The organism is Streptomyces sp. NPDC019531 (assembly GCF_044903305.1).
Taxonomy (GTDB): Bacteria; Actinomycetota; Actinomycetes; order Streptomycetales; family Streptomycetaceae; genus Streptomyces.
In genome coordinates, this window is record NZ_JBJDQL010000020.1 from 25195 (window position 1) to 47279 (window position 22085).

Annotated in this window: 22 protein-coding genes, 1 tRNA gene and 1 pseudogene; 10 read left to right on the plus strand and 14 right to left on the minus strand. The window is 63.6% G+C overall.

Features of this window, described 5'->3' with window-relative positions; genetic code table 11:
* Positions 1 to 11 precede the first annotated feature (11 nt).
* Positions 12 to 1391 (minus strand): APC family permease, encoded by a 1380-nt coding sequence (locus ACI2L1_RS22950; RefSeq protein WP_404741205.1) that lies wholly within the window; start codon positions 1389 to 1391, stop codon positions 12 to 14.
* Between the two features lie 71 nt (positions 1392 to 1462).
* Between ACI2L1_RS22950 and ACI2L1_RS22955 the strand changes: the two genes are divergently transcribed.
* From ACI2L1_RS22955 to ACI2L1_RS22970, 4 genes are all read left to right on the plus strand, one after another.
* The gene (locus ACI2L1_RS22955) at positions 1463 to 2479 is read left to right on the plus strand and encodes a GlxA family transcriptional regulator (RefSeq protein ID WP_404741206.1); all 1017 of its coding nucleotides are present in this window, start codon (positions 1463 to 1465) and stop codon (positions 2477 to 2479) included.
* A 272-nt stretch (positions 2480 to 2751) separates the two neighbouring features.
* Complete coding sequence (locus ACI2L1_RS22960) at positions 2752 to 3042, plus strand: multiprotein-bridging factor 1 family protein (protein WP_404741207.1); 291 nt, start codon at positions 2752 to 2754, stop codon at positions 3040 to 3042.
* A gap of 413 nt (positions 3043 to 3455) precedes the next feature.
* A tRNA-Arg gene (locus ACI2L1_RS22965) sits at positions 3456 to 3531 on the plus strand.
* 250 nt (positions 3532 to 3781) lie between these two features.
* Positions 3782 to 4138, plus strand: coding sequence for a hypothetical protein (locus ACI2L1_RS22970; RefSeq protein ID WP_404741208.1), 357 nt, complete (start codon positions 3782 to 3784; stop codon positions 4136 to 4138).
* A gap of 39 nt (positions 4139 to 4177) precedes the next feature.
* Here the strand turns inward: ACI2L1_RS22970 and ACI2L1_RS22975 are convergent.
* The 10 genes and pseudogenes from ACI2L1_RS22975 to ACI2L1_RS23020 all read right to left on the minus strand — a co-directional run.
* Positions 4178 to 5245 (minus strand): annotated as a pseudogene (locus ACI2L1_RS22975) (recombinase family protein); the annotation flags it as partial.
* An 81-nt stretch (positions 5246 to 5326) separates the two neighbouring features.
* Positions 5327 to 5737 carry a helix-turn-helix domain-containing protein gene (locus ACI2L1_RS22980; protein ID WP_404741209.1) on the minus strand — a complete coding sequence of 137 codons (411 nt, stop codon included), beginning with the start codon at positions 5735 to 5737 and terminating at the stop codon, positions 5327 to 5329.
* Between the two features lie 136 nt (positions 5738 to 5873).
* Complete coding sequence (locus ACI2L1_RS22985) at positions 5874 to 6776, minus strand: replication-relaxation family protein (RefSeq protein WP_404741210.1); 903 nt, start codon at positions 6774 to 6776, stop codon at positions 5874 to 5876.
* A 196-nt stretch (positions 6777 to 6972) separates the two neighbouring features.
* On the minus strand, positions 6973 to 9171 hold the full coding sequence (locus ACI2L1_RS22990) for a type IV secretory system conjugative DNA transfer family protein (protein ID WP_404741307.1): 2199 nt from the start codon (positions 9169 to 9171) through the stop codon (positions 6973 to 6975).
* Positions 9172 to 9553: 382 nt separating this feature from the next.
* The gene (locus tag ACI2L1_RS22995) at positions 9554 to 9769 is read right to left on the minus strand and encodes a hypothetical protein (RefSeq protein ID WP_404741211.1); all 216 of its coding nucleotides are present in this window, start codon (positions 9767 to 9769) and stop codon (positions 9554 to 9556) included.
* Positions 9766 to 10332 carry an MT-A70 family methyltransferase gene (locus tag ACI2L1_RS23000; protein ID WP_404741308.1) on the minus strand — a complete coding sequence of 189 codons (567 nt, stop codon included), beginning with the start codon at positions 10330 to 10332 and terminating at the stop codon, positions 9766 to 9768. The genes ACI2L1_RS22995 and ACI2L1_RS23000 overlap by 4 nt, the downstream gene beginning before the upstream one ends.
* Positions 10333 to 10630: 298 nt before the next feature.
* Positions 10631 to 11227, minus strand: coding sequence for a hypothetical protein (locus ACI2L1_RS23005; protein ID WP_404741212.1), 597 nt, complete (start codon positions 11225 to 11227; stop codon positions 10631 to 10633).
* A gap of 125 nt (positions 11228 to 11352) precedes the next feature.
* Complete coding sequence (locus ACI2L1_RS23010; RefSeq protein ID WP_404741213.1) at positions 11353 to 12453, minus strand: hypothetical protein; 1101 nt, start codon at positions 12451 to 12453, stop codon at positions 11353 to 11355.
* Complete coding sequence (locus ACI2L1_RS23015; RefSeq protein WP_404741214.1) at positions 12450 to 13190, minus strand: hypothetical protein; 741 nt, start codon at positions 13188 to 13190, stop codon at positions 12450 to 12452. The genes ACI2L1_RS23010 and ACI2L1_RS23015 overlap by 4 nt, the downstream gene beginning before the upstream one ends.
* Before the next feature lie 733 nt (positions 13191 to 13923).
* The gene (locus ACI2L1_RS23020) at positions 13924 to 14361 is read right to left on the minus strand and encodes a hypothetical protein (RefSeq protein WP_404741215.1); all 438 of its coding nucleotides are present in this window, start codon (positions 14359 to 14361) and stop codon (positions 13924 to 13926) included.
* A gap of 166 nt (positions 14362 to 14527) precedes the next feature.
* On the opposite strand from ACI2L1_RS23020, the gene ACI2L1_RS23025 reads away from it, so the two are divergent.
* On the plus strand, positions 14528 to 15943 hold the full coding sequence (locus tag ACI2L1_RS23025; RefSeq protein WP_404741216.1) for a hypothetical protein: 1416 nt from the start codon (positions 14528 to 14530) through the stop codon (positions 15941 to 15943).
* A 98-nt stretch (positions 15944 to 16041) separates the two neighbouring features.
* Here the strand turns inward: ACI2L1_RS23025 and ACI2L1_RS23030 are convergent, their stop codons facing one another.
* On the minus strand, positions 16042 to 16380 hold the full coding sequence (locus tag ACI2L1_RS23030; protein ID WP_404741217.1) for a hypothetical protein: 339 nt from the start codon (positions 16378 to 16380) through the stop codon (positions 16042 to 16044).
* A 461-nt stretch (positions 16381 to 16841) separates the two neighbouring features.
* On the opposite strand from ACI2L1_RS23030, the gene ACI2L1_RS23035 reads away from it, so the two are divergent.
* Positions 16842 to 17009 carry a hypothetical protein gene (locus ACI2L1_RS23035; protein WP_404741218.1) on the plus strand — a complete coding sequence of 56 codons (168 nt, stop codon included), beginning with the start codon at positions 16842 to 16844 and terminating at the stop codon, positions 17007 to 17009.
* Between the two features lie 96 nt (positions 17010 to 17105).
* Here ACI2L1_RS23035 and ACI2L1_RS23040 read toward each other — a convergent pair whose 3' ends face one another.
* Positions 17106 to 17333 (minus strand): hypothetical protein, encoded by a 228-nt coding sequence (locus ACI2L1_RS23040; RefSeq protein ID WP_404741219.1) that lies wholly within the window; start codon positions 17331 to 17333, stop codon positions 17106 to 17108.
* Positions 17334 to 17660: 327 nt separating this feature from the next.
* On the opposite strand from ACI2L1_RS23040, the gene ACI2L1_RS23045 reads away from it, so the two are divergent.
* Genes ACI2L1_RS23045 through ACI2L1_RS23055 form a run of 3 tightly spaced genes read left to right on the plus strand, consistent with a single transcriptional unit; the run spans position 17661 to position 20357 of the window.
* Positions 17661 to 18653 (plus strand): Gfo/Idh/MocA family protein, encoded by a 993-nt coding sequence (locus tag ACI2L1_RS23045; protein WP_404741220.1) that lies wholly within the window; start codon positions 17661 to 17663, stop codon positions 18651 to 18653.
* Positions 18650 to 19915: a DegT/DnrJ/EryC1/StrS family aminotransferase gene (locus ACI2L1_RS23050; protein WP_404741221.1), complete on the plus strand. Its 1266-nt coding sequence runs from the start codon at positions 18650 to 18652 to the stop codon at positions 19913 to 19915. Before ACI2L1_RS23045 ends, ACI2L1_RS23050 begins: the two co-directional genes overlap by 4 nt.
* Positions 19908 to 20357 (plus strand): NUDIX hydrolase, encoded by a 450-nt coding sequence (locus ACI2L1_RS23055; RefSeq protein ID WP_404741222.1) that lies wholly within the window; start codon positions 19908 to 19910, stop codon positions 20355 to 20357. Before ACI2L1_RS23050 ends, ACI2L1_RS23055 begins: the two co-directional genes overlap by 8 nt.
* Positions 20358 to 20982: 625 nt before the next feature.
* Here the strand turns inward: ACI2L1_RS23055 and ACI2L1_RS23060 are convergent.
* Positions 20983 to 21303 carry a hypothetical protein gene (locus ACI2L1_RS23060; protein WP_404741223.1) on the minus strand — a complete coding sequence of 107 codons (321 nt, stop codon included), beginning with the start codon at positions 21301 to 21303 and terminating at the stop codon, positions 20983 to 20985.
* Positions 21304 to 21405: 102 nt separating this feature from the next.
* Here ACI2L1_RS23060 and ACI2L1_RS23065 point away from each other — a divergent pair, with 102 nt between their 5' ends.
* Complete coding sequence (locus ACI2L1_RS23065) at positions 21406 to 21726, plus strand: hypothetical protein (protein ID WP_404741224.1); 321 nt, start codon at positions 21406 to 21408, stop codon at positions 21724 to 21726.
* Positions 21727 to 22085: the final 359 nt, after the last annotated feature.

Here is a 22085-nt window from a genome sequence, read left to right on the forward strand (position 1 = left end):
AGGTCTGTCGGTCACGGGCTTCTCTCCACGGCGTCCGAGGACGCCTCAACGGGTGGGGCGGCGACCACGGCCGCAGCCGGGCTGTCCGGTGCCGCCCCGACGGATGTCGCCCGGTCGGCACGCCGGCCGCCGAGCCTGAGGTAGAGCAGTGCGGCGCCGGTGACCGCGAGGGACCACAAGAGGTACCGGCCCGACATAAGCAGCATGATCACCACCGCCACAAGCGCGATGAGCGCCGCGGCGCGGGCCGTGCCCCGCTTCGGCAGCAGCCGCAGCGCGGCGGACACGCCGACTGCGTACACCGTGACGAACGACCCCGTGGTCAGGAGCACCAGCGGACGGGCTCCCAGGCCGGTCAGAGTCACGGTGCCGAGCGACAGCAGGGCGAGCGACGAGACGACGCTGAGGCTGCGGCGCGGCACTTCGCCGGCCGTACTGCCGCGGGTGAGCCAGGCCGGCAGCGCCCCGTCCCGGCCAAGGGCGGCGCCGAGCTTGGCGGCCCCCGCGAAGTAGGCGTTCATCGCTCCGAGGGTGAGCAGCAGCGCCGCCACCGCAGCGAGCAGCCGGGCATGGCCTCCCAGCCCCTGCGCCATGAGCTCGCCGAGCGGCGCTTCGGCGTGCGCGGCACCGGGCCCCAGCACCGCGATGACGGCGAAGGCGACCGCCAGATACAGCACGCCGACGATCACGACCGCGGCCGCCGTCGCACGCGGCAGGTCACGGCTCGGGGAGCGGAACTCCCCCGCCAGATGGGTGATCGCTTCCCAGCCGGCGAAGCTCCAGACCAGCAGAGCCGCCGCCGGCGCGATCGCCGTCCAGCCGTGCGGTGCGAAAGGCCGCAGGTTGCCGGTGCTCGCGTGCGGCAGTGAGAGGGCCACCGCCACCACCAGCAGGACCACGAGCAGTCCGGCCAGGGCGAACTGGAACCGCCCGGTCATCCGTACACCCACCGCGTTGGACGCGGTGACGACGAGCATCAGCCCGACCGCCGTCACCGTTGTGGTGGTTCTCCCGCCCCCAAGGGCTGCGGATACGTACGCGCCACCGAAGAGAGCCGCCGCGCTCGCCCCCGGCGGGACCGCGAGGTAGAAGCACCAGCCGACGACGGCCGCCGTTCGGTCACCGAACGCCAGGCGTGCGTAGTGAGAGACCCCTCCCGCGTCCGGATACCGTGCGCCCAGCGCCGCGAAGGTCGCCGCCAGCGGAGCCGACAGCAGCACGAGCGCGAGCCACGCGAACAGGGAGGCGGGCCCGGCGGCTTCGGCGGCGAGGGCGGGGAGGGCGATGACTCCGGTGCCCAGGACCGCGCCCACGTACATGGCCGTGCCCTGGACCGCGGTGAGCCCGCCTGACGGTCGGCTCGTCTTGGTTTCGCTGGTCTCGGAGCTCATGAAGAGAAGGTTCGCGAGCGTGATCAGCACGCACAAGTGGCAGAAAAGACAGGGTGCGCTAAATTTCTGCCATGCAGCGACATGTTGTGGCCGTCGCCGTCACCGACGGTGCCCCGACGCTCGAACTCGCCGTTCCGTGCGAGGTGTTCGGCATCGACCGAAGCGACCTGGTCGATCCCTGGTACGAGATGCGGCTGTGTGCGGCGCAGCCCGGCCCGCTGCGTACGGCGGCCGGACTCATCGTGCCCACCTCACACGGGCTGGACCAGCTCGCCGAGGCCGACACCGTGATCGTGGCCGCATGTTCCCGGGCCGTGCAGACAGATCCCCCCGCCGACCTGCTGCGAGCCGTACGCGGCGCTCATGAGCTGGGCCGACGCATTGTCTCCATCTGCTCCGGCGCCTATGTACTGGCCGCTGCGGGACTGCTCGACGGGCGGCGGGCCACGGCGCACTGGATGAACGCGATGGACTTCAGCCACCGCTTCCCCGACGTCGAGTTCGACCCGACCTCCCTCTACATCGAGGACGGCACGATCATCACCTCGGCCGGAACGGGATCCGCCATCGATCTCTGCCTCCACCTGGTTCGCCAGGACTTCGGCTCCGCGGTCGCCAACGAGGTGGCTCGGCGTATGGTCGTACCGCCGCACCGCGAGGGCGGACAGGCGCAGTACGCGCGCCCGCCGGTCCGGGTGCGCAAGACGAACGGCGCCCTCGCGCCCGTTTTGGAATGGGCCCGCCGGCGTCTGCACGAGCAGCTGACGGTGCCGCAGCTCGCCCGGGAGGCGGGGCTGAGCGAGCGCACCTTCGCGCGCCGGTTCCACGAGGCGCTCGGAACAACACCTCTGCAGTGGATCCTGCAGGAACGGGTCCGGCTCGCCCAGGAGTTGCTGGAGACAACTGACGACGCGGTCGAGAGCGTCGCGCAACGCACCGGCTTCGGCAGCGCCACCAACCTTCGGTACCACTTCGGCCGGCTCACCGGTGTCTCCCCGCAGTCATACCGTCACGCCTTTCGGCACCGTGCGGCGCAGCAGCGGCGCGGCGCGACGGCCTCCAGGACGCGTGCCGGATCAGGGGCTTGACGGGTCGGCAGAGAGGAGGAAATGCGTCCTTCGGCAACGCGTAACCGTGCATAACTCGCCTGTTGCGCACGGCTACTGGTGACACACCAGATCCAGCCGGCCGAACACCCGGGGCACCTGACCCCTCAGCACTCGGTCCGCGACCCGCAAAGCTCCCACCAGCCGCATGCCGTCGGGATCACGGCGCCCAGCGCGCACCCCTCTGCCGGGAGCGAACCCCTGCCGCCGCAAAGGCCCCGATCGGCCGCCCTGACGCGTGGCACGATCAGGCCATGCCACGCAGTAACAACGACAAGCACCCTTTGTACTGCTTGTACTGCGTAGCGGACGGAGACTGGCCGGAGGTCACCCTGACCGATGACGCTCAACTGAGTGCCCACTGTGGGCTGCTCCTCGCCAGCGACCTGAACCGCACCATGCGCTCCCGCAAGCTCTCGCGTCGCGGACTGGCCGACGTGGCCTGCGTCGCGCATTCCACCGTCGCCCGAGTCCTCAACGGCGACGTCCTGCCGGACATCGGCACCCTGACCCGCCTGGAGGACGCACTCCACCATCAACTCTGACCCGGCCCCGCAGCGATCCGCGCTTCGGTATCAGCCAGGCGTCAGGTGATCTGACCCGACGCGCTCCGCTGCGAAAGGCCGGCGGCGATCAGACCGACATCCGACACGACATCGCTCCACGTCCGCGACGGAACGGACATCCCGAGCCTCCGCCCCGCGCAGACGTAGACGAAGCACTGGCCAGCCCTGCACAGAAAAACGCTGGTCAAGCCCTTCACAGCGTCCCACCTCCCTACTCCGCACCTCCGCTCCGCCCCGATCCGCTACGCTGTTCACGTCAGCGGTCAGGTCGCGCCAGATGTCCGCCCGGGAAACCGTCGCGAGCACCAGCACACCTCCACTGACCAGCGGGCTTGTACACCTGGGCCGAAGATCCACTCGCTGGGTTTTCTCCAAGGTTTCTACAAGCCCCCGCCTTCGTAGCTCAGGGGATAGAGCACCGCTCTCCTAAAGCGGGTGTCGCAGGTTCGAATCCTGCCGGGGGCACCAAAGTAGTCATATTCAAACCTTCGACACCCCGAACGGGGGTGGAACGGTGAACAGAGAGACCCCCAGCAAGCGCGCTGGGGGTCTTCTCGTCGGTGGATGAGGCCGGACGCCCCAGGATCTCGCGCACCCTGGCCTGCCCCGTTGCACGATCGGCCAGGACTGTCCGCCCCGCTTCCAGGACATCGCTGTCGAGCAGGGTGTCGAACGGCTCGGCGTACTCACTACGGACACCGTCCTCATCGAGCATGAGGTGGGTGAAGAACGCTTGATTGAGCAGCCTGCGCACGAGATGGTCGGCAGCCAGGTACGCGGCGTGGCAGTCGCGGGCGAGGTTGAGTGCGCGGGTGAGGTTGGCCTCGATCTTGTCGAACTCAGCTGCCGCTGCGCTCAGCCGCTGTTCAATGGCAGCAAGCTGACTAGTGATGCGGTCCTGCTCGCCGGCGATGAGATCCAACGGCACCGCCCCGCTGTAAATCGCCTCGACCAACTTCCGTCGCTGCTCGGTGAGCTTGGTCTTCTCCGCAGACAGGTGTTTGTGCTCCTCTTGGGCTTCGTTGCGATAGGTGACCAGCTCAGCACGCAGCGCCTCCTCAACCGCGTCGCGTAGGCCAGAAGCAAGCCGGACGGTCGCCCAGTGGTCCTGGACCAGCTTCTCGACCTTTGTGACAAGGAGGGCCTTGCGAGTACATCTGGTGATCTTCTGATGTCGCCCCAGACACACGAAGTAGGGGTACACCACGCCGTGACGGTTCTTGGCGATGGTGATGATCAATCGATTGCGGCAGCTACCACAGAAGACGCTGGACTTGAGGTAGTGCGGGTGGTCCCGCTGCCGTTCGCCGACCAGGTTGGCGGCAAGGACGTCTTGCACTTTCTGCCAAGTGACAGGGTCGGTGAGGCGCTGATGGTTGCCTGGATAGGCGACACCGCGGTAGGTGACCTCTCCCTTATAGTAGGGATTGGTAAGAATGGAATGCAAGACGTTCGGCCTGATTGGGCGAGAGGCCATCTTTGGCGTCTTTCTGGTGGTGAGCCCCCTCGTCTCCAATTCGTCAGCCAGAGAGCGTAGAGTCCACACTCCTGTCGCGTAGGCAGCGAACGCCCAGGTGATCAGCTCGGCGCGCTCTGGGTCGACTTCGACGGTGCGTTCTTCGTAGCCTCCAGAGGTACGAATTCCGACATTACAGTAGCCAAGCGGAGCCTTACCTGGAGTGCCACCAGATTTAGCCTTCTGGGACATACCCTTGTGAACTTCACTGGCCAAATTGAGCGAGTAGAATTCAGCGATGGAAGACATGATTCCATGCAGCAGCATCCCGGACGGAGTTTCGTCGATATTCTCAGTGGCTGATACCAGGGTCGCCCCGGCCTTCTTGATCGCCATGGTGATCTCGACGTCATCGACACGGTTTCTTGCGAGCCGGTCCACTTTGTGCACCAGGACGTAGTCGATTCTGTTTTCGGTCAGATAGCCGAGCATCCTTTTGAGGTCAGGTCGGTCAGCAGACTTGGCCGACTCCCCGGCATCGACGAACTCTGCCACGATAAGCGCACCGAGCACCTCCGCCTTTCGTCTCAACGCTTCCCGCTGGGCAGGGATGGAGAAGCCTTCAACCTGCCCGCCTTTCTGAGCCTGCTCCTTGGTCGAGACCCGCAGGTAGGCGACGGCCACCTTCACAGTCTCGCCACTACCAGCCACGACAGCACCACTCATCGGACACCCCCTTTCTGGATCACGCGTCGATGTGTCGAGCCCTGGATGTAAAAATACTCAATCTTCAAAAAGTCCTCCTTCCTATTCATTCACTGTTGCTTTGACACCTCGGCTCCCGTTCACCCGAGGAGCCACCTCCCCAGCCTGCGTCATCTTCTCCAGCATTTGCTGAAGATACCTCTCGGCCAAGATGCACATATCCTCAGAGAGGAAATTGCCGTATCGGAGGCGCAGATAGGTGGCGAGGTCTGGCAGCTCTTCCGGTGTCACATAACCAGCCCTCGCGAACATGTCAGCCGGTGGCACATCAAGCGCAGTCGCTAACCCCCTGAGCGTTCCGGGCCGCGGAGTTGCGACCTTTCCGTGCTCGATGCGGGTCAACGCCCCGCTATCGAGGCCAATCCGTGCAGCCAGCTCCCGAATGCTCAGTTGGCGTTCTTGGCGCAGCTGCTTCACATACCCCCCGAAGCCATTATTCGTACCGTCTTCCATTCCTTTTACCCTCCATTTATTTTTGCTTTGTCTATTTTACCTCCACCGCTGCCCAAAAACAGCGCTTGTGGACTATTCCGCAACAAGGCAAAGGGGTCGTTTTCTGGAATTTTAGCAGCTCACAGATCGGCACTCGCTACGACGGCACTGGCGAGCTTCCAGGCAGGAACAGCGATGATTCGCGGTAGCCGGCGGCTTTCTTGTTCGCCGGGTAAATTTGCGCCGCTTCTTCTTCGACATTCGTCGGCTCCTGCTCTGTGATGAGCGCGCGGAACCCGTCCGTCGTAATCACCTGGAACAGCTCCGGCTGTACGGCCTTGTCCGCCTCCAGGGCGGCCTCCAGGGCCGTACGGCGGGCGCTGTCGGGCACGACCCAGACCACGGCGGGATATAGGCCGTGGCGGGCCTGGTGGGCCCCCGTGGCCGCGTAGCGCTGGTACGCCTTGGCTTTGCGGACCACGGCTGTTGGATGCTCGGTGGCCCGGTCGATCTCGAAGAACCAGTGGTCCTCGAAGTCGCCGCTGGCCGTGACGGCATACAGGTCGGGCTTGAGCCACTCGCGTGTGCCGTGCGGTGAGACGAACGAGCGCCAGCATGACGGCTCGGTCTCGACGCTGACGAGCTCGATCGAACCCTCGTCGGCGAACTCCCGGAGCGTGACGGCATGTTCGGCCACTGCCAGGGTGTGCGCGGTGAATGCCGGAGACGGCTCCACGTAACGCCGCCGCTTCGTCTCGCCGCGCATGGTCCGCAGCAGCCGCTCGCCAGTCGCACCGAGCTGCCAGACGATGCCGGACGAGCCGCTGCGTACACCCCCGATACGCCGCTCCAGCCGAGCCACCAGCCCGTGCGACTCGAGCCTTGCCAGCACGCGCATGGCGGCGCCAGCGGCTGCGGTGACCGTGGCGTGGCCGTGAGCGAAGTGGAGGCGACGGATCAGGGCGGTGGTGAGAAGCCGGTGCGCCCGCAGGGACTCCAGCACGGCCACATCCCGCTCGGAGAGCCGGAGCAACAGGCTGGCGACATCGACGGGACTCACGATGCATCTCCTGCTTCATGCCGGGCGACGTGGTACGTGCTGCGGCCCGCCCCGTGACCCCCGAGTAGGGGGTCAGTCCCATCCCGGAAGGGGAAGGGTAGGCCGGTTGAACTGGGAGAACACCGGAAAGTCAGCGACGCGAGGAGTCGGGCGAAGACACGGGCGAACACGAGGACTGCGAGGGGTATCGGCATCTTCATCGCTGCCTCCTCTTCCGGCCGATTCGTCCGGTCGCGGCAGGAGTGGCAACGGGTTCCTTCGATGTGGCCGTCGCATCGTCGCCGTCCGCTCCGCCTTCCGAGTCAGGTGTGACCGCTACAGGCTCGGGCGCGTAGTTCGCTCGAGCGATGGCTCTTACGGCTTCCGGATCACTGATCGCCGGTGGAGGTGGGAGCGTCTTCACGAGAGCCCAGCCGGAGGGAATCCCGTCCGCCACCATGTTCGAGTAAGCATGGAATCGAGGCAGCGCCATGAAGTCATCCGGCGTGAGGTCGCGGGTGAGCTTCGCGGTATCGCGGGCATCCTCGTACTCCGTGGCGAAGACGATCTTCGAGCGGGCGTTCATGTCGACCGCAGAGCGCAGCGAGGGCGGGAACTGCCCCCGGAACTGCGCCGCCAAGAACCAGCCGACCGAGAGCGACCGCGAGACCGCTAGGGCATCGGCCAAGGAGACGGGGAGGTTCAGGAATCTGGGTGCCTCGTCGACATAGACCGTGCCAGGACGCTTGTCGGCGCCCGGCTCGTTGGCGCGCTCCTGGGTGGCCTGCCAGAGGTCAGCGATGACGAGGCTGCCCAGCAGCGACGCCGTGCCTGGTCCGATGAGCCCTTCGTTCAAAGGGACGAGAACGATCTTGTTCTCACGGAACAGGTTGCGCAGCCGGAACTTCAAGCTTCGTTGGTCCAGCATGCGAATCAGAGCGGGACGCAGCAGGAACTGACGCAGCTTGTTCAGCGGCGGGGCGATCGCGGCAGCTTGGGCCTGCGGCGATTGGGCCTCGTACCAAGCCCAGAACCCGGCCAGCGCTGTGTCGCCCTGAACGCGCCCAACCATCCGGCGTCGGAAGCGGGGATCGGTGAGCAGGCGGGGAAGATCCACCAGGGTGGCCGGCTGCCCCTGAGTGCTGGCGCGCGCCAAGGTGCGCAGACAGGCCGAGAAGATGTCCGACGAGCGAGGGCCCCAGCCGTCATGGAAGACGGCCTCGAACACGGCCATAATGCCGTCGACCACGACATCGGGGTCGCGGCCCGTAACGTCCAACGGGTTGAAGCCGACCGGGGTCTCGTCGCTGGCGTTCAATTCGACGACATCCCCCATGCGATGCGTAGGGAGTCGGGCGAGGACGTCGTCGATGAGCTGGCGTTTCGGGTCGAGTACCGCAACGGGATGTCCGGCCTCGATATCCGCGAGGATCAGGTGGAGCAGGGCATTCGTCTTGCCGGAGCCGCTGGGGCCGTAGGCAACTGCATGGAACGTCTGGTCCTTCGCCGAGATACCGAGCCGCCGGTCGTCCCCGGGCGCCGCGCTCTCGCAGAAGACGCGTGGTCCGGTATGGACGTTGCTGGCCGCGCGCAGCGGTTTGGGGTGAGCCGGGGGCAGGCCGGGAAGCTCGCCCTCCCCGATCGGCCAGCCGAGCAGCCCGACGAGCTCGGGCGTGCTCAGGTGTAGCGGCCAACGCCACGGCAGTCGTGGCCCGTCCAGGTGCGCGACGTTCTCGCGAGTGAGGTCGACTCGCACCTCCGGGCTCTGGGCCGTAGCGATTGCGCCGAGCAGGCTCATGATGAACCGGCGGCGCCGGCCAGGGTCCGAACTGGCCGCGCCGAGTCGGATAGTGGCGGCGAAGCCTGCGTGGCTGTAGCGCTCCTTGAGCCGGGACCGGGTGTCAGCAGTCGCGGGGCGGTCACCGTAGGCGAGGGCCTGCACCAACGTCGAACCGGGTTCCGGGATGTTGGCGGGCACTGTGCGGGGAGAACGGCGCGGCCCGAGCACGACCTGCATGGCCATCGCCTCCCCGGCATGGAGCCGGGTCGCCAGGCTGGAGAGCAGCGCCCTGGTGGTGGCTTCCGCCGAGTCGGTGCGGAGAGGAAGCGCTGCGGGGTGGACTCGCAACCGAGCGGACACGTCCATCTCGGGGCGCGGCTGCCTTTGGCCGATGCCCGGCGAGGTGAGGAAGCTGCCGGGGATTAGGTCGGCGAGCATCCGGCGGAGCGACTGGACGTCGGTCGCCCGACAGCCGAGCAGATGGCGCACGCCGTCCGTATCGGCACGGACCTCGAGTACCACACGCGGTGCGTCGCGGTCCGAGGCCAGCCGGGTCAAGAACCCGTTGACGGCTGCTGCATCAAGTGGGCGCCGCAGGTGGAGCCGTGAGAACATGAAGTCGCTGCGGGAACGCATGGTGCTCACCTCCTCGTCTGCTCCTCATCGCCGGAAGCGGCCTCTGGCTGACCATCGCGGGTGCTCTGTTCTGCCTGGGCTTGGCGCTCGGCCTCGGCCATAGCCAGGTACAGCAGCGCTTTCCCCAACTTCCGTATGTCGGGTGGATCCCGTCGGATACCACGCACAGTCAGTCGGCGCTCTTCTCGACGAGCATTTCTGTTTCTGGTTCGTTTCTTTGGTGCCATAAAGGCAACCTCCTTTCCTAGTTACACGTGCCGGGTGCTGCCGGAAAGCAGCGCTGGTTTACCGGCACAACTTATGAACCCTCTTTGACGGTTCGTCAAGCCAGATTGTGAATAACACAACGCTTGACCTCTGTCGGGCGCCGCTGTTCTTTCTCTCACCATCTGGACCGTCTCCACCGCACGACGACGACCGCGATCCATACCCCTGCCACCACCGCCACACCGCAGAGAATCCAGGGCAGGACAGGGCGCAGAAATGCCACGGCCAGGTTGAGCGCGATAGCCGCACCCAGCACCATGAAGCAGATGCGCAGGAACCATGCGATCGGATTGCCCACGGGCAGGTCGGATTTCTGGCCGCCGCCCGTCACTCGGCCTCCTTGACTCGGTGGCTGTGCCTGGCGTCGCTCGGCACGGGATAGCCAGGGATCGAGATGTCCGAGTCGATCTGGTTGCCCCATACCGCCCAGTGGCGATTGCTTGGTGGCCGGCGGCGGGCGAAGAGCTCCAGATACGGGCCAGGTGACACCCGCTCGATCACGGCGTACTGCTCGTCCGGCTTGACGGAGTGCTCCTGGACAGGAGCGTTGATCCACGTTGGCTGTGCGCGGAACTGGACTGGCGCCTTGCCGCGGGTGGCGAAGAGCAGGTGCTCGGTGGTGTTCCTCAGATACGCGCCGAGTCCGAGCCTGAACTTGATCCACGTGAGTGGTGAACGGACTGTAAAGCCCCACGCCTCGGCCACGTCGTAGCCGTCCCTCAACGTGGCATTGGTGACCCAGAGCCACAGATGCGCGTCTGGCTCCGCGAGGTGCTGGACCGGCAACCTCTTGATGCGGTCGAGGGACATGAGCGAATAGTGACGCTCCGCACCTCGCCCACCTTTCTGCTGTACATCCCATGGTGGGTCGGCCAGGATGGTACGAAAATTCACCGTACTTGCGGATTGAACCTGCTGGTTGGTCGAGTTCGTCAAGTGATTCGTTCTCCTTTCTGATTCCCCGCGTTCAGTGCGCACGGTCTTGAAATAGCAACTCGTGTTGTTGCCGTCCTAAAATGCGGCTGACTCGGGGGTCGCGATCAGTTATGACGGGCCGGATGTCGGAGGGAAACCGTTGGCTCGGGCGAAAGTTCGCCCGAATATTCACCCGAACCAACGGCGGCTCACCTCTGTTCGCTGCTGCCGTACGTGCGGCGTTTGTGGTGCACGAACACCCGTTGCGGAATTGACATCAGCAGATGTCGGAACGGCACTTCGGATATGCCTCGACGTGGCTGCCTGGACGGTGGATGACCATGCTGGAGAACAGCGCCCGTGCCACGGCGCCGGGCGGGTCATCCCTCCTGATGCGTGTCATGGTGATGCGCTCCTCCAGCACACCTGCGGGGAGCCGAGCACCGAGGACGACCGCATGGACCTGGCCGGGGAACGCCGCCAACTCCGAGAGCACCTGCGCTGGCTCGGCGTCCATGAGGAGGAAGTCGGAGGCGACGATGAGTGTGGCCGTGTAGTCCGGATACGCCTCGGCCATCTCGGTCGCACGCCGCAGGCTCGGCTCCAACTCACTGGACCCACGCGCATCTGGTGGCAGCCGCAAGCCGGATCGCAGCGTCAGGAGGCCACGCCGGGTGATGGGCACCGGGCCAGCGTCGCCGCTGCATGGGGTGTCGAAGTGCAGGACCGCGCCGAGTTCGTGGCGGGCTCCCTTGCGGGCGACCGCCGCGAAGGCTCGGGCCGCCTCGGCGTAACGGTTTGAGAGGGGATCCGTTCCCGCGGGACTGATGACGGAGCCCGAGTCGTCGAAGATCGCGATGAGCAGCGTCGGCACTCGGGCGGGCCGCCCTGGATTGCCGAGCGCGTAGCCAAGCTCAGGCCGGCGGCCTGTACGACGCCGCGACGGTGAGCCGAGCACCTGGCTTCGCGGCAGGGGACTGATCAGGAGACGGGAGTGGATCACGCTCCACCACCTCGCCGAACCCGCCTTCCGATAATCCCGCCTTGATCGCCAACCGGGTAGCCGTGTCCGAGGGCTTGGGGGTTCCGGCGCTGTACTCGCCACGCGAGTGATTCCGCCCGCTTGCCAGCGGCTTGGCCACGTAGGTGGTACTCGTCCCGGAGCGAGCGCGCTGTTTCCTCGGCTTGCGCCTTGCCCCTGAACGCCGATGACTTGGCCAGCTTGAGGTAACGCTGCTCAGCCTTGTGAGCGCGCTTCTCCATCGCGGCAAGCAGATCGGCAACCTCGTCGGCGGCCGAGTAGCCGAGCAAGCCCGACCCGATCGCCGTGGCCGCAGCCAACAACCCGAACGTCAGCCCCGACGCGCTGCCCTCGATCCCTGCGCGCAGGGTGAAGATTCCGACAGCGAGCAGTGCCACCACCACGAGCGAGAAGCAGCCGATGAACTTCACGATGCCGTATCCCTCGTCAGTTGAGGCGAACAACTGCGCATACCGCTGCTCGTCTTCGGAGAGGGACTCGGGATCGCGACGTCTGGCCTTCGCCATGCGGATGTACTTCAGCTCCGCCCCGACCAACCCGGCGCAAGCAGCGGCCAGACCAGAGGCGAGCGACTGCCCGAACGCGATAAACGGCACATCCCCGTTGACGACGGCTGCCGACCAGACGCCAGCCGTGTCGCCGAACCAAAGAACCGGCCAGCACACCCAGTACCGGAGCTTCGCCCACGGCTCGCGTCGCGCGAATGGGGTCAGGACCCAGGCCGCATGCTGGTAGTCGGTACGGGCCTGCCGCATCTCCTGCTCCTGTACCGACAGCAGCAACTCCGTCGCCGCGGTCAGGCGATCCAGGCCCCGTGCTCGCACCTGGAACGACCGGGCTGCATGCTCACCTTCCGCCGGCCAGATCAGCTCCTGCTCGTCGGCCAGCGTGTGAAATTCATGCTCGGCGTACGTGACCCCGATCCCGGAAGGGCGAGGGTGCCCACCGACCTCGTCAAGGCGAGGGAGAACGACAGCGTCAGCTTCCGCGGACGCTGCGTCCACGAAGGCCCGCGGAAGAAGCGGTCTGGTCTTGCCGGAGCGCATCTGCCCGTTCACCGGCCCGCTGCGGCGTAGTCGGTGACGGACAGGCAGTTGGCCGCACTGCTCTTCTTGCACAAGGCGTCGTAGAAGGCGACCAAGCCCTCGACGACCGTCGACGGCGGCGGAGAGCCAGCCACCCGCCCGAGGCCAGCCACCGTTACTGAGGCTCCGGTGAGCTTCGGCACCGTCGTTCGGGCGGCCAGTGCAGCAGCCTTCTGCCCGGTGAGAGGGGCCTTGTAGAGGTCGACGCCGACGGTCTGAAACCCGTCGGTGAGGATGACGAGCCGCAGCTGGTAGCCGCCTCCGACCTGGTTGGCCCACTCACCGGCCAGCCGATACTGGGAGGAGATGTCACTGCCCTTGCCCTTGAGGCCGGCGACCGCAGGCTCGTATGCAGCCCGAATCTTGGTCATGACGTCGTCGACTACCGTAGGGACCCGCTTGAGCCGGGCGTTGTCTGTTGCGCCGCGCAGGACGAGAGGCTCGTCGAAGAGTGTGGTGGCCGCAGCACTCGAAGAACTGAAGACCACAACTCGCAAGCGACCCGAGCAGATGGCCGTCGTACGCACGATCTCCTCGACCGTCGCCAGGCGTTCCTCGGCGATGGACTTCGAGTTGCTGCTGCCGGACAGGTCAAGGTGGATGTCCGCAGCAGGCGGAGCAGAAGGGGAACACGACTTCAGGGTCCGCTTGTCCTGGGCGAGCTCGCCGTGAGGCGTGGAGCCAACGCCGCATGCGGTCATCGTGGCCACGATCGCGAGTGCACACGCAACACCGCGACTTCGGCGGGTACCGCGAGACACAGCGGTGGGGATACGGCTAGCGGCGGTCTGGGCTTTGATGTTCCTGCTGATACGCAAGGGCGCCTCCTTCGTGTGTGGAGAATTTCTGGCTGAGTTGGTGAGACCGAATGCGAGGTGGGGGCTCTGCGCCCCCACCTACCCGATGACCTATTACTTCGCGTCAGCAGAGACCCGGGCTGCCTTGTGCTTTCGCTTCCGTGCGAGGCGCAGGGAGCGGCGAGTCTTTTCCACGTTCAGGGCCGGCGCTTGGGTGGATTCCGCGATCTCGCGGGCAAGCCCCCTTTTGATACCGATTGCCTCCTCCTCCTGTCGAGCGATCTGTGCACGCTCGGCCTTGCGAATGCGCGGGGTATACCTGTTTCGAGGCATGGGTGGGCTCCTCTCTGATTCTGTGAGCGCCGCACAATTACGTGCGTGCGGAAGGTGCCAGATATCTCAGGCGGCAGCCCTGAGCGCCGCAAGGAAGCGGTTCTCGCTGGGCACACCACTACGAGACCAGGTAGCGCGATGGCATGGGTGGTATGACCCAAGAGCGACCCGTAGTTGGCCCTCGGAGCCTGCGAAATAGCAGGTCACAGCTGTCCGGGTCAGCTCTGGGCTGCTTTTGGGCCAAGCTTCGAGACATGGAAAAGCCCGCTCCACGGTGGAGCGGGCTGGGTGGGGTCGGCCAGGCGGAAATGTGTCAGTGGAGTTGAGGTTCTCCGGCTTTCCTGCCATGCAACTCAGTGAACGTACACATGGCGAAGAAGTCTGGGTCGAGAACGTGGTGCCCGTAGCTGTTCAGTCTGCCGAAAATACTGCTTACACGGCGCTCAACGATTTCGCACTCATCAGATTCATGGTTTTCCTTGACGTAATTCAGAGAGCTCTCATGTTTGAGCCACTCGTCGATGATCGCCGGAAGTGCAATCATGAACGTCGTGAAATCTCCTCGACAAGCGCGAACACCCCGCCCCGATCGGACCCAGTCGCACACGTAGTCCGCCAGGCATGGCGGGTCGTCGAGGTGCAGGTCTTCCGTTGGGGTTGTGGCTGTGAAATCTGTGAAGTCGTAAAGCGCACGCTTTGCGATGGATGCACTTGACATGTCGACCTCCTTGAGGATGAAGACCGACCCCATCTAATTTATAGCATAAATCATATCTATTTTAATAGCGAAGTCATGCGGTCGTTGGGGTGGCCTGATGCACATCGATACGATGCATGCTTCTCGAGATGCTTTCTCTGGTAACCGGCGACTCCGGTTACGCTGTCCCTCGACAGGGAAGGGCTTGGTGGGTAGCAACATGACGGACGAGACGTCACCCGAGCAGAGCGCGTTTCATAGTTTGACGCGCTTGGCAGAAGTGGGGGTGAAGTCGCCGCAGGCATTGGAACAAAGTTCGGGCCTCGAGCGACTATTCCTTGCGCTGTTGGGTGTAGACGGTCGTCTGTCATATGGAAGTCGCCGCGTTGTGCTGGAAGAACTCCTGAGCCGAGTCGCTGATGATGCAAGGAGGCGCTCACTCCGCAGAACGGCAGAGAGTCCGTTTGTCAAGCAGCGTGAAGAGTCAATTTTCCAGGTCGCGGCGGCGGGAGAGATCCTTGGGCTAACCGATGAAGAATCCTTTAAAGAGAAGTATGAAAAATGGTGTGGTTCTAAAAGCTACGAGAAAATTTCACAGGAGCTCAAGAATAAAGGCAATGAGGGTTCAAGAAGAGGAAGACAGGTCCGCGCAGGGGTATGGTTCGAACGAAGCCGCAGCTGCGTAAGGGGAATCGAAAAGGACCTTATCAAAGCCTTCGAGTCGGAGCTCGAAACGTATATTGTGGCTCATCGTAAAGAGCTCAAGGTCTTCGTGACGGACCACCTCGAGTCTGCTGTCGCAAGTTCAGTCCCGCCAGCTGGTTTTGCTACTGCGAGGGGCAGTCGGTCTCTAGCTGAAACAGCTGACGCGCTGCTCCTAGATTCAGGAGATCGAGATGTGCTGTGCACAACCCCTGAGCAGCCACCGCAATCCAACTCGAGGACAGCCTCGAACACGCTGCATGAGCTACCTAATCGCAGGGAACCGGCAGATGAAGGTGAATCGGGTCGTGAGCAAGCATCGGACTCCCGGATTCACATCTGGCGACAGACCCGCGATATAGCCGGTATCCGGAAGACTGTTGCTGTGTTCATCGCCGGAGCTCTCTTGGCGCTAACCATCGTGATCATTTCATGGTCGGTGGGGAACGGAGAATCATCGGTTTCAGGCAAGGGCCCGGAGATGCCCGCGTCAGGTAACCAAGCCTCTACGGGGAAACCTGTGCTTGATGGCCAGCCATGCCTGGCCGGTATTAAGCCAGAAGGAGACGAGCCTGAAGTGCTTGATTTCCAACTCTCAAACGGCACCACGAGTACACCTTGTTCCAAGAGTGTCCTTGTTCCCATTACCGAAAGCACTCGCAAACGGCCTCAAGTGTCCCGATACGCCATCCAGTCGGGTGCAAATACCTTTCATGCAACACTGCATGTCAGCAGCCCATTCGGAGCGTCGGTGGAGTTCAAGGCTTCCACGAACAATTCTAGCGAGACCCATACCATTTCAACGGGAGAGGAAAAAGAGGTCTCGATTCCTGTAGCGGGTGCCCAAACCGTCGAGCTGACCACCACGATCCGAGACGTGGACGGGAAAGCCGTCGGGTACGCAGTATGGGGCAATGCACAATTTTTGCCATAAATTTTGAGGCAATCAGAAAAAGATCGGCAGGAGCCCCCAATTTTAGGGCTCCTGCCTTACGCGTCTCTGCGACGCCACAGCATGCGCGGGTAAAGCCGTTACTCGCCTGAAGTCTTGCCCCGCCGGCCAGCCGGACGTTCAGCCGGAGCCGGCTGCTTCTCGCTCACCGCCGCAGCTTCGCCCTCCCCAAGCATGTCCTGGAGGGCTCGTCGTCGCTCCTGCAGTGCCTGCTCCTCCGCCTGGATGTTCTGCATAGCCTTCTCGCGGATGGTTGGATCTGAGAGGGTCTTGGCCACCCAGTCCTCCAGCGCCTCCACGCCCGCTTCGTTCAGCGTCTTGCTCGTGAGCTCGACCACCGAATCCAGCTGCTTCTTGAACGTGGGCGAAACGCGGATAGCGACAACCTTCTTCTCGTCGCCTGACGGTTGCTCGGTCATCGAGCTACCTCCTCGGTGCGTGCGGCCGGCAACCCATGCCCGGGTTGCCTCGTGAAGCCGCAGAACAGCGACGAGGGGTGCTGCTGCGGGACGCCGGAGGTGCCGACCGTCAGCCTCCCTATTTATGAGCGAAGAAGATCCGAAAGTCAATCATTTTCGGACACTTTGCGTGTATCGGGGCAAGCAGATTGATGTCGCAGATGAGCCGACTCGCTGCCACCAACTTGAGCTGGGCGCCAGCGAGTTTCTCCAGTAGCCGGGCGGCTTCGCGCCAACCTCCTGGTCCTCCTCGGGGGCGATTCCGTCGAGGTTCTATGCGACTTGCCGGTGGTGCAGCGATGCGTCGGTCGGGTCGCTACTCTCCACCCATGCATCATGCGGCGCGGGAGATGCGCTCTCCAATTCTGTCGATCCACCCATACGTGCCTGCCCTTGAGCAACACGGCGACGTCATCTGCTCTATGGCTTCGCGCGGCGACTGCGACCACATACTCGTCGCTGAGGTGCGCCCTGAGTTCAGCGACGGCACCAGCCCCCGGTGGCGGGTCTGCGGGGAGTGGTTGACCAGCCATCCGGCCGCCGTCGCCCACATCACCGCAAAGGGCTTCCAGGAGCCCATCAGCTCCTGACGGGGCCGTGCTCAGAGGCTCGTTGGGAACGGGTCCCCGCACTGGTAAGGAGCGTGCCGTCCGCGTTCGGCGGACAGCAGGATCTGGAGGCAACGGCTACGTCAGCCGATACACGGCCTGGTCCGGGTCCGGCCTCACGAGCAGGCCGTCCTCGGCGAGCTCGCGGAGGTTGTGGCGGGCTTCCTTGCCCGCTGCTTCATCGCTCGTCGGCTCATACCCGGCGAGGCGAAGAGCCAGTACGGCGCGTTTCGTGTCCCAGGTACCTCCCAACGCCTGGATCACCGCGGCGAGCGCCTGCTTGTGCGTCAGCGACTTCTCCGTCATCTCACCCTCCCCTTTGAAACCGGGCACAGCATGGCACACGGCGGCGGCGCCTACGAGGAGGCCCGGGGCTGACCGGAGACTGGCGGCGCGCACGGCCTGCGCGGGGACATGATCTTCCACGGCACGGGGTCGAGCGAGACGGACCATCGGGGGAAGACGACTGTCCCCTGCTTGATGCTGCTCCTTATATCCCCTGGTCAGCAGCCCCGATGCATCAGAAATGCGACAGGTGTGCGCCACGTCTGCTGTGGCCCCCACGCACTCGGCGGAGTTGTGTAAGGCGAGTTGGCCTGACTGCCGTGAACACCGAGACAAGGGGGATGTTCGATGAAGCTTCGCGCTGGGGTCGTGGGCCTCGGTAAACAAGCTCTGGACGATCACATACCGGGCCTGCATGCCTCGGATAGTGCCGAGCTCGTCGCCATCTGCGACGAGGACGCCGAAGTCGTACGGGAGCAGCAATACCACCACCGTGTGCAGGGCTACACCGACTTCCACGAGATGTTTAAGGCCGAGGAGTTGGACCTCGTGGTGGTGTGCGTGCCGCACCACATCGGCCGGGAGGTCATCGAGACAGCCGCCGAGCACAAGGTGCATGTGCTCAAGGAGAAACCATTCGCCACCACCATGCAGGAGGCGCGGGAGTTGGTGGACATCTGCCAGCGGACCGGCGTCCAGCTCATGGTGACGCTGCAACGACGTTTCAACCCGATCTACACCAGCTTCACCCAGCTCGCCGATCAGGTCGGAGAGCCGTTCATGGTGGACGCGCAGTACACCCTGCACATCGACGACCCGTCTGACGGCTGGCGCGGCAGGACCGCGGAGGCCGGGGGCGGCTGCATCATCGACATGGGCTACCACCTGATCGACATGATCCTCTGGTACTTCGGCCTGCCGGACCGGGTGCTCGCGGACATGTCCGTCAGCGCGCGACCCGATCGCGACTACGACGCCGAGGACACGGCGCTCATCCACTTCGCCTACGACAGCGGCCTGTACGGCTCGCTGCTGCTCTCCCGCTACATCGGCCCGAAGACCGAACAGATCCGCTTGGTCGGTTCCAAGGGCATGGTGCGCCTGGAGCGTGGGCGGCTTCAGCGGCTCAGCAACAGCGGCAAGGTCATCGAGTCATTGTCGCGCGACCAGGCATGGCCGGCCGCCGCGGCCTGCCAGATCGACTATTTCCGCCGCGTGATCGACGGCACGCGCCCCAACGTCAGCGGCCCCACCGAGAACCTCGCGCACATGGGGTTCATCGCCGCCTGCTACGAGTCCGCGCGTTCCCGTACCTACGTCAACCCCAAGGAGTTGCTGTGACCTCGCGCTTGGCCCTGCTCGGCGGGCAGCCGACGGTGGATGCGCCGATGCCGCACTTCGTCTGGCCGCCTCTCACCGAGGACACCTCCAAGGCGGTCGTCGAGCAGCTCGCTACGAGCATCTCCATCTACGACCGTTCCGGTGTCATAGCCGAGCTTGAGGATGTGCTCGCTGAGTACCACGGCGTCCGGCACGCGCTGCTCACCAGCTCGGGTACGGCTGCGCTGTACTCGATGTACGCGGCGGCTGGCATCGGCCCCAGCACCGAAGTCATCGTGCCTGCCTACACGTTCTTCGCCACCGTCACGCCGCTGCTGCACTTGGGCGCAATTCCGGTGCTGGCCGACTGTGATGAGCGGGGCAATCTCGACGCGGAGGACGTCGCTGGACGGATCACCGAGCGAACGTCGGCGATCGTGGTCACCCATATGTGGGGCATGCCGGCCAACGTGGCCGCTCTGCGCGCTGTGGCCGAGGATCATGAGGTGATGCTGCTGGAGGACGGCTCCCACGCCCACGGCGCCAGTGTGGGCGGCAAGAAGGTCGGGACGTTCGGCCGAGCCGCTGCCTTCAGCATGAACGGTCCGAAGCCTCTGTCCGCCGGCGAAGGCGGGTTCATCCTCACCGACGACGATGACCTCTACCAGCGGGCGCTGCTCCACGGGCAGTACAACAAGCGCTGCCGCAGCGAGCTGCCGCGCAAGCATCCTTTGTATCGCTACGCCGTGACCGGCATGGGCCTCAAGCACCGTATTCACCCGCTGGCCGCACGCATCGCGCTCGATCAACTGGACCACCTCGACGAGTACTTGGACGGCCGCGAGCGCGTCGCCGCCCACCTACGTGATCAACTCGACGGCGTGCCGGGGGTCGTCGTACTGCGCACGGATCGGGACGTACGCTCGTCCTGGTACGGCCTGATCCTCCAGTACCGAGGGGAGGAACTCGGCGACCTGCCCATCGAGCGGTTCCACGAGGCGCTCCAGGCCGAAGGGTGCTGCGAGGTCGACCGCCCCGGTTCCACGTGCCCGCTCAATCTGTTGCCGCTGTTCCAAGAGCCTGGACCGCTACTCCCCGAGTACGAGGGGAAGTTCAGCTACGCCCCGGGCGACTTCCCACGCGCCGAGGCGTTCCATCAGGGCATCCTGAAGCTCCCCGTCTGGCATCGGGAAGAGGACATGCACCTGGTGGAGGGCTACGTCGAGGCGTTCCGGAAAGTGACCGACAACTACCGAGAGTTGGTAGAACAGAACGATGGTTGATGCTCAGTTCCTGCAACACCTCGTTGCAGAAGCCAAAGAGGACGGCGTGCAGCAGCTCGTCGTCGGTGCAGTGGTGCAGCACGACGGCAACGTCCTACTGCTCCAGCGCCCCGCGGACGACTTCATGGGCGGCATCTTCGAGCTGCCCAGCGGCAAGGTTGAGGTCGGTGAAACGCTCGACGTAGCTCTGACTCGCGAGGTCACAGAAGAGACCGGCCTTGACGTCGCGGACATCTCCGATTACCTCGGCCACTTCGACTACACGAGCGGCAGCGGCAAGAAGAGCCGACAGTTCAACTTCGCCGTCGACGTCGTGGCCGCAGAGCCAGTGATGCTCATGGAGCACGACCACTATCAGTGGACCCCCCTCGCCGAGGAACTTCCAGTCACCGACGCGGTGAAGGGCGTGCTGGTGAAGTGCCGGGAGCTGCGCGGTCTCTGAGTCGGTGACTGTGCAGGGCTGGGTGAAGCGGTGTTTTAGATCCGGCATGTGGAATTCCATCTGAGCAGCGCATACGCTGGCCGCTCGCTCAACAACCCGGCCGGATAAAAGCCAGGGACTGTATTTCATGAAAAGAGGGATGGCCGAGTCGTAACGACTCGGCCATCCCTCTACCTGTCGCGTTCGCTTTACTTGGCGTGCGATGACGGTGCGACGATCGCCCTACTTCTTGCCGACGAGAGGGGTCAGCCACCGATTAGAAATATGTCAATAACGTCACGCACGCTCTCACCTCTGGTGATTGCAATGCCCCCTAACGCAAGCAAGGCGCCAAAGAGGAGACCGTCGATTAGCAGCAGCGCTGATATATTGGCACCTTGAAAGAAAAGATACCCACTAAAGCCTGCGACCCCGAGGCCGCAAGCAGTGATTAGTAAACCTATGACTATTCTAGTCGTCTTCATCATGTTGAAGTATTTCTGCGGTTACCCGTCGCTCACATTGAAGCGATGGGCAACCAAAACGCTGTAATTTAGCGCTACCGCCTAACCCCTTGGAGCCGTAGCCGCGGATTGCTTTAACCTGCCCGGCTTTTGGCAACGTCAAAGAGGGCCTGGCCGAGCCGCTATAGCTCAGCTTGGCATTCAAGATTTCTCTGCACATGCTGGGTAAAACTGTGGACACGGTCAACGATTAACTTCCAGCGGTTATCGAGGTACGCGGCGTCCGTTTCTATATCAAACTCAAGGGCAAACTCAGCTATGTCTACCAACTCCGGATACTCGTCAAAGAATTGACGCACATCAATCGCATTATTGCCGTATAGGATGCCACTGACAATTGTTGTAAGTGCATCTTCTCGACCAGAGACGGCTATATTAGCGATAACCACTTCTAGGGCTTTTGCGATTCCCTCTAGGGAATCTGGTTGTTTAAATTCTTTCATACTTCTACTGTTAATTAGATAATTGGTCGCGTCCTGATGTCTAATAACATCAAGACGCGACCTTACGCGGACGTTTTATCAGCGTCCGTTTTTCCATCCCTGATGAAGAATGTTTCCATTCTCATCGAATACGACGTGCCAGTGTGCGCCCTTACGGGAGCGTCGATCGGTCAAGATGACATCAGTGGTGTATTTATCCCCCTTCCACTGATACCCATTTTTCACCTCAATCCTGTGGTCGCCGTCCTCGTACTGCACATCTCGGCCTCGCTGGGAGGCCTGCTGGCGGGAACGCTGATACGCTCGGATGGCCGCTCGGCCAAACTGCTGCTTGCGCTCTTCTTCCTCCCGCTGATGCCGCTCTTCGATCTGTCGATCAAGTTCTCGCATCCTCTCAGCGTGCTTACGCTGATACTCGGGTGAGTTGGCAATGCCGTGGAGCATATGCACAACGCCAGACCAGAAACCCACAGGGTTCCCTTTCCAATCTGCGTGTCTCCACGCGGACGGAGAGTTACCCATCACAGGCACTTCCACCTGAGATAAGTAGGACTACACTTCCGAGTCCAAGAACTATTTATTACACACTTGATCTTCCTTGAGAAGAAGTAGAATTTACAACACGTTTACTTAGCAGGGGAAGAAAAGAAAAGCCCCCGTTCTGGCTGGATTGCCAGAACGGGGGTTTCCGCCATCAACCGCTGGAAGTGTGAACGGGAGGCGGAGTCATTGTAGGCTCCGCGCGAACTGAAATGCGCGAAGCGACCGCTACATACTGTGCA